The 13,291-nt window shown below is 74.0% G+C and carries 11 protein-coding genes; 1 reads left to right on the forward strand and 10 read right to left on the reverse strand.

The annotated features are described in order from the left end of the window. Position 1: 1 nt before the first annotated feature. The 10 genes from ACFU9E_RS34670 to ACFU9E_RS34715 form a co-directional block, all read right to left on the reverse strand. Positions 2-769, reverse strand: coding sequence for a serine protease (locus ACFU9E_RS34670; RefSeq protein WP_380685976.1), 768 nt, complete (start codon positions 767-769; stop codon positions 2-4). Positions 770-864: 95 nt separating this feature from the next. Continuing rightward, on the reverse strand, positions 865-2,463 hold the full coding sequence (locus ACFU9E_RS34675; protein ID WP_380685978.1) for an amylo-alpha-1,6-glucosidase: 1,599 nt from the start codon (positions 2,461-2,463) through the stop codon (positions 865-867). Further along, positions 2,463-3,302: a carbohydrate ABC transporter permease gene (locus ACFU9E_RS34680; RefSeq protein WP_380685980.1), complete on the reverse strand. Its 840-nt coding sequence runs from the start codon at positions 3,300-3,302 to the stop codon at positions 2,463-2,465. Before ACFU9E_RS34680 ends, ACFU9E_RS34675 begins: the two co-directional genes overlap by 1 nt. A gap of 9 nt (positions 3,303-3,311) precedes the next feature. Continuing rightward, the gene (locus ACFU9E_RS34685; protein WP_380715654.1) at positions 3,312-4,298 is read right to left on the reverse strand and encodes a carbohydrate ABC transporter permease; all 987 of its coding nucleotides are present in this window, start codon (positions 4,296-4,298) and stop codon (positions 3,312-3,314) included. Continuing rightward, entirely contained in the window at positions 4,295-5,611 is a 1,317-nt protein-coding gene (locus tag ACFU9E_RS34690) for an ABC transporter substrate-binding protein (protein ID WP_380686064.1), read from the reverse strand. The genes ACFU9E_RS34685 and ACFU9E_RS34690 overlap by 4 nt, the downstream gene beginning before the upstream one ends. A 58-nt stretch (positions 5,612-5,669) precedes the next feature. After that, positions 5,670-6,446, reverse strand: a complete 777-nt coding sequence (locus ACFU9E_RS34695; RefSeq protein ID WP_380686066.1) for an SDR family NAD(P)-dependent oxidoreductase — start codon at positions 6,444-6,446, stop codon at positions 5,670-5,672. Beyond that, entirely contained in the window at positions 6,443-7,546 is a 1,104-nt protein-coding gene (locus ACFU9E_RS34700) for an ATP-NAD kinase family protein (protein WP_380686068.1), read from the reverse strand. The genes ACFU9E_RS34695 and ACFU9E_RS34700 overlap by 4 nt, the downstream gene beginning before the upstream one ends. Beyond that, a complete protein-coding gene (gcvPB, locus tag ACFU9E_RS34705) occupies positions 7,543-9,117 on the reverse strand; it encodes an aminomethyl-transferring glycine dehydrogenase subunit GcvPB (RefSeq protein ID WP_380686070.1) in 1,575 nt (524 codons plus the stop codon). Before gcvPB ends, ACFU9E_RS34700 begins: the two co-directional genes overlap by 4 nt. Next, positions 9,114-10,463 carry an aminomethyl-transferring glycine dehydrogenase subunit GcvPA gene (gcvPA, locus tag ACFU9E_RS34710; RefSeq protein WP_380686072.1) on the reverse strand — a complete coding sequence of 450 codons (1,350 nt, stop codon included), beginning with the start codon at positions 10,461-10,463 and terminating at the stop codon, positions 9,114-9,116. The genes gcvPB and gcvPA overlap by 4 nt, the downstream gene beginning before the upstream one ends. Positions 10,464-10,472: 9 nt before the next feature. Further along, positions 10,473-12,461: a beta-galactosidase gene (locus tag ACFU9E_RS34715; protein ID WP_380686074.1), complete on the reverse strand. Its 1,989-nt coding sequence runs from the start codon at positions 12,459-12,461 to the stop codon at positions 10,473-10,475. A 129-nt stretch (positions 12,462-12,590) separates the two neighbouring features. Here ACFU9E_RS34715 and ACFU9E_RS34720 point away from each other — a divergent pair, with 129 nt between their 5' ends. Beyond that, complete coding sequence (locus tag ACFU9E_RS34720; RefSeq protein WP_380686076.1) at positions 12,591-13,235, forward strand: GntR family transcriptional regulator; 645 nt, start codon at positions 12,591-12,593, stop codon at positions 13,233-13,235. Positions 13,236-13,291: the final 56 nt, after the last annotated feature.

Consider the following 13,291-nt stretch of genomic DNA (forward strand, 5'->3'; position numbering starts at 1 on the left):
GTCAGCCGCCGCTGCGGTGGGAGTCGATCCAGGAGCGCAGCGCGCCGATCCGGGTGTAGACGCCGGCGTGGCCGGGGCGGCCGCAGCCCAGGCCCCAGGAGACCACGCCGACCAGGACGCCGCCGGCGACGAGCGGGCCGCCGCTGTCGCCCTGGCAGGCGTCCTTGCCGCCGGCGTCCTCCCCGGCGCAGATCATCCGGTCGGTGACGTTGGCGGTCCCGTACTCGGTGCGGCACTTGTCGCGGGTGATGAGGGGGACGGCGACGATGCGCGCGGACGCGGACAGCGGGCCGTCCTGGACGGTCGCGCCCCAGCCGGAGACCTGGGCGCCGCCGGCGGCCGGATCGCTGCCCTGGGCCGGCAGCGGGACCGCGGCGACGCCGCTGCCGCCGAGCGGGGTCGCGAGGCGGACCAGGGCGAGGTCGTAGTCGAGCGTCGCCGGGTCGTAGGAGGGGTGCGGCAGGACGGACGCGGCCTTGGCGCGGACGCCGCCGGAGGCGTGCTGGAGGCTGCCCGCGCGCACGGTCAGGGCGTCGGCGCTCACGCCTCTGACGCAGTGGGCGGCGGTGACGATCGTGCTCGGGTCGAGGACGGCGCCGCCGCAGAAGTGCGAGCCGCGCGCCAGGGAGACGAGGTAGGGGGTCTGGCCGGCGCCCGCCGCCGTGCCGCCGACGACGGCGCCGGCCGGGGCGGCGGCGGTCAGTGCCGCGGCGGCGGCGAGCAGGGTGGCCAGGAGGACGACGAGGGTGGTCCTGAGTGAGGTTCGCACGGTCGGTGCTCCATCTCTGTGGTGGTGGGCCTCCGTCCGGGGGGAAAGGGTAGTGACGGTACGTCAGGCGATGAAGGGAGAAAGGGACAGTCGTACTATCCGACGATCCTGGCGAGGTCCAGGAAGAGCGCCGCGGACCAGCCGAAGCCGGAGGTCGCCCGGCGCGCGCGGGCGCCGGTCAGCGGGTTCCAGTACTCGTAGAGGCCGCCCCCGTCCCGGACCATGGCGAGGGTGCGCTCGCGCAGCTCGGCGGCCGTCCCCGGGAAGCCGGAGCGGTCCAGGCCCTCGGACAGCAGATAGTTGACGTTGAGCCAGACCGGGCCGCGCCACATCGCCTCCGGGTCGAAGGCGGGGTCGTCGAAGGCCACGGTCGGCACCGGCCGCTCGCCCCAGTAGGAGGGCGAGCGCAGGGTCCGCTCCAGGGCGGCGGCGATCCCGGCCGGCAGCCGGCCGCTGAACAGCGGCATCAGGTCGAGCGCGGTGCGCGCGGACACCGGCGACCCGCCCGCCAGGGTGGTGAAGCGGGCGCCGTCCCAGCGCCGGTCGACCAGCAGCCGGGCGTGGGCGGCGGCCCGTTCGCGCCAGCGGGCGGCCTCGGCCCGGCGGCCGAGGGCGGCCGCGATGTCGGCCAGCCGGTCGGCCTCCAGGACGAGGTAGGAGTTGAGGTCGGGGGGCTCGGCGCGCGGCCCGTGGTCCCAGACCGGACTGTCGTCCAGGCCGGAGGAGTAGGGGTGCAGGTACTCGGGCAGGCCGTCGCCGTCCGGGTCGGAGGCGGTGAACCACCACGCGTGGGCGCGGACCAGCCGAGGGTAGGCGGCGGCGAGGAAGGGGCGGTCCGGGTCGGTCTCGTGGACCTTCCAGACGGCCCAGGCGGCCAGGGGCGGTTTGGTGACCGGGACCGGCGCGCGCTCGGGGCGCGTGCCGTTGGCGCTGCCGACGTGCTCCGCGAGGCGGGCGTGGTCGGCGCGCGGCAGGTCGGTGGTGTCGGCGAGCACGCCGTGCCGGTGCACCACGTCGGGCAGCCGGCCGTCGGGCAGCTGGTGGTCCAGGACGAGCAGGATCTGGTCGCGGGCGAGCGCCGGGTCGCCGTGGCGCAGCGCGACGGCGTGGAACAGGGCGTCCCAGTTCCAGACGCCGACGTAGCCGTACTTGGACGGGACGAGGCCCTCCCGCCCGGCGATCGGCAGCAGGTTGACGGCCAGCGTCCACCAGGCCATCCGGGCGCGCTCGGCGAGGTCGGGGCGCACGGCCGGCATCCGGGCGAACCAGTCGGCCCAGCGGGCCTCGGCGGCGGCCCGTACGGCGGGGGCGGACCACTGCCCCGGCGGGCCGGCCAGCACATGGCAGCCGTCGAGCGCGAGGGTGCGCCCGGTGCCGTCCGGCAGCCGCCAGGACGCCCGCGCGCCGTGCCCGGCGAGCACCAGGGTGGCGGGGTCGGCGAACAGCAGCGACACCCCGCCGGCGAAGGCGACCTCGACGGGTGTGGCCCGGACGACGGGCAGCGGGCGCCCGGCGGCGTCGCTCACCCGCAGCCCGGTGAGTTCGGTGGTGGCGGCGAGCGGGGTCTCGTACTCGGCCCGGGCGATCCGCAGGCCGCCGTCCCGCCCCGGTTCCGCGGTGACCAGCAGGTGGGCGCCGCGTTCGGTGAACGGCCGTTCGACGAGGTCGAGTTCGACCCGGGGCAGCGCGGACATCAGCGCCCTCCCAGGCCCGAGGAGGCCATGCTGTCGAGGATCCTGCGCTGCCCGATCAGGAAGGCGATCAGCATCGGCACCACGGTCATCACGGAGAGCGCCGCGGTGAGTCCGTAGTCGATGCCGCCGCGCTGGGAGTTGAAGGAGTCGAGCAGCAGCGGGACGGTGAACAGCTCCGAGGAGTTGAGGAACACCAGCGGGAAGAAGTAGCTGTTCCAGCTGGCCAGGAAGACGATGATGCCGAGCGTCCACAGGCCGGGCCGGATGTTGGGCAGGACGATCCGCCAGAAGATCGTCCAGCGGCCGGCGCCGTCGATCCGGGCGGCCTCCTCCAGTTCGACCGGGACGGCTCTGATGAACTGGCGCAGCAGGAAGACCGCGAAGGGGTTGGCGATCGCGGGCAGGATCAGCGCCAGGTGGGAGTCGATCAGCTGGAGCTTGGCCAGCATGATGTACAGCGGCACGATGGTGACCTGGGCGGGGACCATCTGGGTGGCCAGGAAGAGGCCGAACAGCGGTCCGGAGCCGCGGAACGGGATGCGGGCGAAGGCATAGGCGGCCATCGCCCCGGTGAGCAGGGTGGCGGCGACGGTGATCGCCGCGATGTACATGCTGTTCCAGTAGGCCCGCCCGATCGGCACTTCGCGCAGCACGTCGGGGTAGTTGCGGGTGCGCCAGGGCGAGGGCAGCCAGGACAGCGGCTCGTTGATCATCTGGCCGACGCCCTTGAAGGAGGTCAGCACCATCCAGACGAACGGGAACAGCATCAGCAGGCCGCCGAGGACGAGCCCGGTGTGCAGGAGCAGCTGCCGGGGGGCGGTGGTGCGGCGGACGGTCATGGCGGCGCCTCAGGACTCGTAGTGGACCAGGCGCTTCTGCGCCTGGAACTGGACCGCCGTGACGATCAGGGTGAGCAGCAGCAGGAGCAGCGCGGCGGCGCTGGACAGGCCGAAGTGGAACTCCCGGAAGCCCTGCTGGTAGACCTTGTAGACGATGGTCTGGGCGCCCTCGTTGTGGTCCGGGTTGACCAGGACGTAGACGAGGTCGAAGGCCTGGAACGAGCTGATCACCGACACCACCACGGTGAAGAAGACGGTGGGCGACAGCAGCGGCAGGGTGACCGAGCGCAGGGTCTGCCACGGCCCGGCGCCGTCGATCCGCGCGGCCTCCAGCAGGTTGGCGGGGATGGTGGCGAGGCCGGCCAGGAAGATGACGACGTTGAGCCCGAGCGAGGACCAGATCGTCACCACCGCCACGGCGACCACCACCCAGTCCGGGTCGGCCAGCCAGTCCGGCAGGGTGAGGCCGAACAGGTCGTGGACGGTGCCGTTCACGATGCCGTCGGTGCCGCCGCCGAGGATCATCTGCCAGATCACCGAGACCGCGACCGAGCTGGTGACGACGGGCAGGAAGTAGACCACCCGGTAGGCGGTGCGCCCGCGCACGCCGTGCAGGGCGAGGGCGATCAGCAGGGCGAGGGCGAGGCCGCCGGGCACGGTGATCAGGGCGATCTTGAGGGTGTTCCACACGGCGCGGCCGAACTCGGGGTCGGTCAGCTGGGCGCGGAAGTTGTCCAGGCCGACCCAGGTGGCGTCGCCGAGGCCGTCCCAGCGCATGAAGGACAGCACGACGGCGAAGCCGAGCGGGCCGACCAGGAAGACCAGCAGCCCGAGCAGTTGGGGGGCGAGGAAGAGCAGCGCCCAGCGGCGGTCGCGGCGGCGCCAGAGCGGCTCGCGGCCGCCGCGCGAGGCGGGGGCGGCGGGGACGGCGGGGGCCTGCCCGGCGGCGGAGCGCTTGCGCCGCCGCCGGGCGGTCGCCTGGGTGACGGCGCTCACCCCTGCGTGCCCTTCATGCCGTCGACGAGGGTCTGCAGCCGGCTCAGGCCCTCGTCGAAGCCGACCTTGCCCTCCCAGATCTTCATCAGCTGGTCGTTGATCGCCTTGGTCAGACCGGGGACGGCGACCTCGTCCGGATAGTTGGCGAAGCCCCGGTCGCGCACGTCCAGGAAGGTCCGGGCGTGCGGCGGGTAGTTGCCGTCGGTCACCAGGTTCTCGGCGCCCCGCACGGACGGCACCGCGCTGCCGCCCTTGAGCCGCAGCTGCTGGCCCTCCTTGCTGACGAACTCGGTCAGGAACGTGAAGGCCTCCTTGGGGTGCTTGCTGTCCTTGTTGACGGTCAGGTAGGACGCGGCGACGGCGCCCGGGATCGGCCGGCCGGACTCGGAGGGGAACGGCACGATGTCGTAGCCGTCGCGGTCGCCGCCCTTGTCGATGCCCTCGATCACCCAGCGGCCGCCCGCGTAGAAGCCGGCCCGGTGCTTGATGAACTGGGTGGCCGCGCCGTTGCCCTCGGGCAGCAGGTCGGCGGAGACGAAGGTCTTGTCCCGGTAGCCGTCGGCGAGGGTCTTCAGCGCCTGGCGTGTCCTCGGGTCGGTGGTCGCGACGAACTTCCCGCCGTCCCAGACCTTGCCGCCGAAGCCGTTGACCATGCTGTAGTTGGCGCCGTACCAGTTCCAGAAGATCGTGCCGGTCCGGTCCGCGGCCTTGAGCCTGGCGTTCATCTCCTGGAACTTGGCCATCGTCCACTGGCCGGCCTCGTTGAGCGCGGCCGGGTCCTCGGTGATGCCGGCGGCGGCGAGCGCCTTCCGGTCGAACCAGAGGACTTCGGGGTTGGTGTCGTTGGGGACGCCGTAGGTGACGCCGTCCTTCTTGGCGCCGCCGTAGATGCCCTCGAAGAAGTCCTCGGGCCTGCTGCGGCTGTCCGGTCCGGCGAGCCGCTCGTCCAGCGGGGCGAGCACGCCGTCGGCGACCAGCTTGCCGATGTAGTCGTCGCCGACGTAGAGGACGTCGGGGGCGGTCTTCGAGGTCAGCTGGGTGAGCAGTTTGGGGTGGTAGTCCTCGTAGGAGGCGACCTGCTCCAGCTTGAGGGTGATGTTCGGGTGCTTCTTGGCGAACTCGTCGGTGAAGGCCTTGAAGACCGCCGTGTCCTCGGCCGAGCCCCAGGTGGACCAGCGCAGGGTGACCTTGCCGCCGTCGGCCGGGTCACCGCCGCCGGCGACGCCCCCGGCGCCGCTGCCACTGCAGGCGGAAACGGTGGTCAGGGCGATCGCCGCGGCGACCAGGGCTGACCTTCTCGTGAAAGCGGACAACGGGTGCCTCCTGGGCTTTCGTGCGGGGACGGGGGTGGGGGGACGACGGGTGCGCGGGTCAGGCGAGGCCGCCGCCGTCGACGACGAGGGCGGAGCCGGTCATGTAGCTGCTGGCGTCACCGGCCAGGAACAGCACGGCGGCGGCGATCTCCTCGGGCGAGCCGGCCCGGCCCATCGGCCGGTCGGCGGCGTCCTTCTCGAAGACCGCCCATTCCTCCCGGAGCTGGCGCGCCTCGTCGCGGAGCATCGGCGTCATGGTGTCGCCCGGGTTGACCGAGTTGACCCGGATGCCCGCGGCGGCGTGGTCGATCGCCAGGGCCCGGGTCATGTTGACGACCGCGGCCTTGGAGGCGCAGTAGGAGAGCGCGTTGCCACCGCCCTTCAACCCCCAGCCGGAGCCGGTGTTGATGATCGAGCCGCCCCGCGTCATCGCCGGGACGGCGAAGCGGCACATCAGGTAGACCGAGCGGACGTTGACGGCCATCACCCGGTCCCAGTCCTCGGCGGAGATCTCCAGCGCCGTCTGACGGCGGATGATGCCGGCGTTGTTGAACAGGACGTGCAGGGCGCCGTAGGTCTCGACGGCGATGGTGACGATCCGTTCGCAGTCGGTCTCCGAGGAGACGTCGGCGCGCACCGCGACCGCCCGGCCGCCGGCCGCCTCGATCTCGCGGACGACCTCGCCCGCGTCCGCGAGGTCGGCGACCACCACCGCCGCGCCCTCGGCGGCGAACAGCCGGGCGGTGGCCCGGCCGATGCCGGAGGCGCCGCCGGTGACGACGGCGACCTTGTCGCGCAGGGTGGTACCGGAGGTGGTGCCGTTGGTGCTGTTCATGGGAGCTCCTCACTTGCCGACTGGATGCGGTACAGCACGGATTCACGGTGTCCGGTGACCACCCGGACGTGGCCGGCGAGCGCGGCGTCGGCCAGCGGGTCGCCGCTGTCCACCAGCAGCGGCCGCCCGCCGAGCGCGGCGAGCTTCTGCTGGGTGGCGAGCACGGTGACCCCGGCGAGCGCGTCCAGCACCCGGGGGCTGAACTGCTGGTTGCCGCGCCCGATCACGAAGCCCTGGCCGCCGATCACCGACAGCACGCCGTGCGTCACCTGTGACATGGCAAGGGTGAGCAGCCGCTGCTCCGTGACGTCCCGGGCGAGCACGGCGCCGTCCCGCACGACGTCCACACCCAGCGGCGTCAGCTCCAGGCCGAGCGCCCGCCCGACGGCCAGGGTGGTCGCGCCGGGCCCGAGCGCGTACGCGGTGCCGGGCCGCATGGCCGCCACCACCGCCCGGGCGATGGACTCCGCCGAGCCCGGCGGCGCCGCCGAGGAGCCGGTCTTGCGCCCGCTCAGCCGCACCCGCCCGGCCGGCACCCGCACGGTCCCGTACAGCCGGACGCCGAGGCCGCCCGCGCGGTGCGCCTCCTCGTCGAGGTCGACGACCTCCGCCTCGACGGTCCGCCCGTCGAAGGCGGCGGCGCCCGCGCCCGCCGCGGCCGGGCTCACCGCGAAGCAGCCCGAGTAGACCTTCACCCCGGCCGGCACACCGAGCACCGGCGGGCGCGGCCCGGCGTCCAGGACGTCGCGCGCCGTGCCGTCGCCGCCCGCGAACAGCAGCAGGTCCACCACGCCGAGCGCCGCGACCGCCGCCCGGGTGTCGGCCGCGCCCGTGTCCGATGCTGGCGGCCGGTGGGCGAGTTGGTACCGGACGCCCGCCGCGAGCGCGCTCTCCTCCCCCATCGGCCCGGCCACGGTGCGCACCAGGACCTCCGGGCGGCGGGCGCGCAGGGCGCGCAGCGCCGCGGCGGCGCGCGCCCGGGCCCGCGGGACGGCGCCCAGCGCGAGCGCCCTGGCCTGGACCTCCGGGCCGTCGCTGCCCTTGAGGGCGACCGCGCCGCCGAGGCCCGCGACCGGGTTCACGATCAGGCCGACGATCATCCGGGCCGCTTCGCGCCGTGCTTGCGCAGGTACGCGCGCCAGCTGGGCGCCCACTGCGCCGGGTCGTCCAGCGTCGCCGGGTCGATCCGGTGCACGGTCTGCCGGTAGGGTGCGCCGCGGACGGACTCCGGGTCCTTGCGGGCCTCGTCGGCGACGTGGGCGAGGATCGCCGCGTACTCGTCGAGGTCCTCCCGGGAGTAGGACTCGGTCGGCTCCAGGGTGAACGGCTCGGGCACCACGTAGGGGTGGTGGCTGGTCCAGTAGTGCACGCCGAAGTCCGCCGCCCGGACGCCGATCTCCTCCGAGTGCACGCCGGTCTCCTCGGTGAGCCGCTGCCAGGAGTAGCGGACCTGCTCGACCCGGCGGCGTTCGGCCCACGGCACGGAGGCGCCGGGGATCCGGGCGACCTTGGCCAGCAGGTAGTTGTTGTTGAGCACGGCCGTCTCGGCGACCTCGCGCAGGCCCTCGGCGCCGAGCGCCATCACCCAGGCGTAGGCGCGCACCACGTTGGGCGTGACGCCGAGGAAGGGCCGGATCTTGCCGACCGAGCGCTCCGGGGCGGTGAGCGTGAAGGACTCGCCCGCCCGGTCGACCACCGGCCCGGGCAGGAACGGCACCAGCGCCTCGGAGACGCCGCACGCCCCGGCCGCCGGTCCGCCGCAGGCGTGCGGGGTGGAGAAGGTCTTGTGCAGGTTGAAGTGGCACAGGTCGAAGCCCGCGTCCCGGGCCCGGGTGATGCCCAGGATGCCGTTGGCGTTGGCCTGGTCGTAGCAGGCCAGGCCGCCCGCCGCGTGCACCAGGTCGACGAACGCGCGGATCCGCGGGTTGAAGATCCCGGTGTCCTCCGGGTTGGTGATCAGCAGCGCGGCGGTGCGCGGGCCGACGGCCGCGCGCAGCGCCTCGATGTCGGGGTTGCCCTCGGCGTCCGGCATGAGGGTGATCACCTCGTAGCCGGCGACCTTGGCGCAGGCCGCGTTGGAGGGGTGGGAGAACATCGTGGTGATCACCTGGTCGCGCCGCTCCCCCTCGCCGCGGGCGGCGTGGTAGGCACGGATCATCGCGATGTTGGCGTAGATCGCGGCGGAGCCGGCGCCGGGCTGCAACGAGACCCGGGCCATGCCGGAGATCTCCTTGAGGATCTGCTCCAGCCGCCAGTAGATCTCCAGCACGCCCTGCACGGTGGACTCGGGCTGCAGCGGGTGCAGGGCGGCCACGCGCGGGTCGCGGGCGAAGGAGTCGTTGACCTTGGGGCTGTACTTCATGGTGCAGGTGCCCTGGCCGACGTCGATGTTGAGGTCGGCGCCGAGGGTCTCCTGGGAGAGCCGCAGGTAGTGCCGGACCACCTGGTTCTGGGAGAGCTCGGGCAGCGCGGGCGGGGTGCGGCGGGCGACGCCCTCGGGCAGCTCGACGAGGGGCGCGTCCGGGGCGGGCACGCCCACGCCGCGCCGGCCGGGTCGGGACAGCTCGAAGACGATCTCCTCGTCCCAGCGGGCCTGGTGGAAGCGGCGCAGGCCGGGCTTGGGCGCCACCGGCAGGGCGGCGAAGGGTTCGGGTGCGTCGTGCGTGCTCACTCGGTGCCTCCGGGAGCGGTGAGGGCCTTCGCGACGGCGGCCGCGAGGGTGTCGATGTCGGCGACGGAGTGCTGTTCGGTGACGCAGACCAGGACCTCGCGCGGCCCCAGCGGCACCCCGCCGAGGATGCCGCGCCCGCGCAGGGCGGCGAGCAGCGCCCAGGCGTCCGGCACCTCGATGGCGAACTCCCGGAAGTGCAGGGCCTCCTGGTGGCGCACCACGGCCCCGGCGGCGGCCAGCGCGCGCATCGCGTACCGGGTGCGGGCGAGGATCGTCTCGCCGATCTCGCGCATGCCCTGCGGGCCCATCAGCGCCAGGTAGACGCCCGCGGTGATGCCCCACAGGGCGGCGGCGGTGCCCACCCACTCCTTGCCCTCCTCGCGCAGCGCGAAGGAGGTGCGGTCGTAGGCGACGTCGCCGAAGCCGTACTCGCCGGGGACCTCGGTCGGGGCGATGCCGAACAGCCGGGACGGGAACTCGGCGACCATCCGCTCGTCGTCGTGGCTCGCGATGAACCCGGCCTGGCCGCCGCCGTACTGGGGGTGCATGCCGAGCGACTGGATGTCCCCGCAGACCAGGTCGGCGCCCCAGGAGGCGGGCGGGGCGAGCACGCCGAGCGTGATCGGGTCGGTGCCGACCACCAGCAGGGCGCCGACGCCGTGCGCCAGGTCGGCGAGTTCGCGCCCGCGGGTTTCGACGACGCCGTGCACGGTGGGCGTCTCCAGGTAGAGGGCGGCGAAGCTGTCGTCCAGCCGCACCTCGCCCGTCTCCCCGGAGTCGGCCACCGGGGCGAGCAGCACCTCGACGTCCGGGGCGAGGTAGTCGCGGACCTTGGCGAGCTTGTCGGCCGCGATCGCCGCGCCGACCATCACCCTGGACCGGCCGGTGCGGCGAGCGGCCATCCGCAGGGCGGTGCCGGCGGCCTGGTAGCCGTCGTAGGTGGGCACGTTGACGACGTCCATCTCCAGCAGTTCGGCCATCATCGAGACGTACTCGAAGAGCGCCTGGAAGCGGCCGTGGTCCTCGTAGGGCTCGCCCGCGTAGGCGGTGAGGAACTCGCCGCGGCCGTTGACCTCGTCGCAGACGGCGGGCACGTAGTGCGGGTAGCAGCCGTGGCCGAGGAAGCTCAGCAGCGCGGCCGGGTCGGTGTTGCGCGCCAGCAGGCCGCGCACGTGCCGGGTCAGGCCCTGCTCGTCGGCGAACGGCTCGGGAAGGTCGAGCGGACGGTCCAGGCGCAGGTCGGCGGGGATGTCGCGGTAGAACTCCGCGACGTCGGGGGCGCCGGTCTCGGCGAGCATCGCCGCCCGCGTCTCGGGCCCCGCGTTGGGGATGTAGGGGTGGGACACGCACACTCCTCAGGGCGTCGGTCGGGGTTCCAGGACCACGGCGTCGCGCGGTCCGACGGTCACCGGGCCGCCGGGCAGCGGACGGCCGGTCAGCAGGTCGGTGAAGCCGGTCTCCACGGGAAGCGGGACCGTGGCGGGCCCGGCGCCGTGGTTGAGCAGGAAGAGGTAGGGGCCGCGGCGGCAGGCCTCGACGCCGGCGGGCAGGCCCGGCCCGGTGACGCCGGTGATCCCGGCGTCGGTCAGCAGCCCGTCCAGCAGCGGGGCCGGGTCCTCGGGCAGGCAGCCGAGATAGGTGGCGGTGCCGCGCCGGGTGACGGCCGGGCGCCCGTCCAGCGGGCCGCCCCGGTAGCGGGCCAGGACCTCGGTGGCCTCCGAGGTGTCCAGCCACTCGGTCCAGGTGCGGGCGGTCAGCGCGGTCCCGTCCGCCGTGACGACCTCCTGGGTGGCGCCGTCGGGCAGCGGGCGCCACTCCTCGACGCGCACCCCGAGCAGGTCGCGCAGCGGTCCGGGCGCGCCGCCCTCGTGCACCCGGTCGGCGGCGTCGACCACCCCGCTGAACGGGCCGACCACCAGCCGCCCGGGGAAGCCGGCCAGCGCGGCGGCGTGCTCGGCGGTGCAGAGGTAGAGGTTGGGGGCGATCACCAGCCGGTAGCCCGCGAGGTCGCGCCCCGGCGGGGCCAGGTCGACGGCGATGCCCCGGGCGTGCAGCGGCGTGTACCAGGAGAGCAGCAGCTCGTGCAGCCGCAGCCGGTCGGAGGGCATCGACTCGGGCGCCTCCAGGCCCCACCAGCTGTCCCAGTCGAGCAGCAGCGCGACCTCCGCCCGGGTGCCGGTGCCGGCCACCCCGGCGAGCCGCCGGACGTCCGCGCCGAGGGCGAGCGTCTCGCGCCATTGCCGGGTGGCGGTGCCGCCGTGCGGGAGCATCGCCGAGTGGAACTTCTCCGGGCCGTACCTGGCCTGGCGCCACTGGAAGAACATCACGCCGTCCGAGCCGTGGGCGAGCGCCTGCAGGCTGTGCAGGCGCATCACGCCCGGGTCCTTGGGGACGTTGACCGCGCGCCAGCTGACGGCGCTCGGCGCGGACTCCAGGAGCAGCCAGGGCTGCCGCTTCAGCGAGCGCATCAGGTCGTAGCCGAGCGCGGCCTTCACCGCGGCGCGCGGGTCGGCCGGGTCCGGGTAGGCGTCGTCGGTGACGAGGTCCTCGGCGGCGGCCCACGTCCAGTAGTCCAGGTCGCGCAGCACGCTCATGAAGTTGGTGGTCACCGGGATGTCCGGGGTGACCTCCTTGAGGACGGCGCGCTCGGCCTCGAAGCAGGCGAGCAGCGCGTCACTGGAGAACCGCCGCCAGTCCAGCAGCTGGGCCGGGTTGACCGGGCCCGGGGCCTTGCGGGGCGGCTCGACCTGCGTCCAGTCGGTGTAGTGCTGGCCCCAGCAGGACGTCCCCCAGGCGGCGTTGAGGCCGTCCAGGGAGCGGTGGCGGTCCTGGAGCCAGCGGCGGAAGTCCCGGGCGGACTCCGCGCAGAAGCATTCGGCGGTGTGGTCGGCGTACTCGTTGCTGATGTGCCACATCGCCAGCGCCGGGTGCTCGCGGTAGCGCTCGGCCATCGCCCGGGCGAGGCGGACGGTGGCGGCGCGGAACACCGGTGAGGAGGGGCAGTAGCCCTGGCGCGAGCCGAACTCCAGCCTGGTGCCGGCGGCATCGACCGGCTGGATCTCCGGGTGGGCGCGGACCAGCCAGGGCGGCGGGGTGGCGGTCGCGGTGGCGAGGTCGACGGCGATGCCGTGGGCGTGGAGCAGGTCGAGCACCCGGTCGAGCCAGCCGAACTCGTAACTGCCGGGCCCGGGTTCGAGCCGTGACCAGGAGAAGACCGCGACCGTGACCAGGTTGACGCCGGCCTCGGCCATCAGCCGGACGTCCTCCCGCCACACCTCCTCGGGCCACTGCTCGGGGTTGTAGTCGCCGCCGAACAGCAGACCCGGTAACCGTGTCAGGCCCATGCCATGCCCCTTTCCCGGGGTCGGCCACCCCGTCTCCACCTCGTCCCGCATTTTGTATTCAAAATGCATAGTGCAGTACACTGGAGGGGGTCAAGAGGTGTGCCTCAATCCGGAAGTCAGGGGGACGCGATGGCGATCGAGCGCCGTCCGCTGCGCGAGCAGATCCGCGACGAGCTGATGGACCGCCTCACCCGCGGCGAGTTCGCGGCCGGAACCGACGTCAACGAGGCCGTCCTGGCCGCCGAACTCGGCGTCAGCCGCACCCCGCTGCGGGAGGCCCTGATCGCGCTGGCGGGCGAGGGCGTGCTGGAGAGCAGCCAGGGCCGGGGCTTCCGTTTCGCGCCGGTCAGCCGCAAGGAGTTCCGCGAACTGGTCGCCATCGTCGCGGCCCTGGAGGCGCTGGCGCTGGAGTCCTCCGACCCGGAGCACCTGCGGACCATCGCGCCCCGGCTGCTGGACCTCGCCCAGGGGTTCCCCGACCAGGTGGCCGCGCACTCGACCGTCGACCGGCGCGACGACGAGTGGCACGGCCTGCTGCTCAGCGGCTGCGCCAACGAACGGCTGCTGGACCTGCTCACCCGGGTCAAGGCCGGGATGCGGCGCTACGAGAACCTGGTCGTCGCCGAGGACGAGCCGGTGGCCCGTGAGTCGGAGGAGCACTGCGAGATCGCCCGCCGGCTCCTGGCGGACGACCTGCCGGGCGCCATCACGGCGCTGCGGGCCAACTGGATCGGCGGCATGGAGCGGATGCTCGCGCACCTGCCGGCGGACTGACCCGCCACGCGGCGGCGCCCGCCACCCCGGGGGGGGGGGGGGGGGGCGGGCCCCGC

This window comes from Kitasatospora sp. NPDC057595 (assembly GCF_042800875.1).
GTDB lineage: Bacteria > Actinomycetota > Actinomycetes > Streptomycetales > Streptomycetaceae > Kitasatospora.

Bases quoted from the DNA above. Each gene is read 5' to 3' on its own strand.
- ACFU9E_RS34680 (WP_380685980.1), bottom strand. From the start codon at position 3,302: ATGACCGTCCGCCGCACCACCGCCCCCCGGCAGCTGCTCCTGCACACC.
- ACFU9E_RS34700 (WP_380686068.1), bottom strand. From the start codon at position 7,546: ATGATCGTCGGCCTGATCGTGAACCCGGTCGCGGGCCTCGGCGGCGCG.
- ACFU9E_RS34720 (WP_380686076.1), top strand. From the start codon at position 12,591: ATGGCGATCGAGCGCCGTCCGCTGCGCGAGCAGATCCGCGACGAGCTG.
- ACFU9E_RS34715 (WP_380686074.1), bottom strand. From the start codon at position 12,461: ATGGGCCTGACACGGTTACCGGGTCTGCTGTTCGGCGGCGACTACAAC.
- ACFU9E_RS34695 (WP_380686066.1), bottom strand. From the start codon at position 6,446: ATGAACAGCACCAACGGCACCACCTCCGGTACCACCCTGCGCGACAAG.
- ACFU9E_RS34675 (WP_380685978.1), bottom strand. From the start codon at position 2,463: ATGTCCGCGCTGCCCCGGGTCGAACTCGACCTCGTCGAACGGCCGTTC.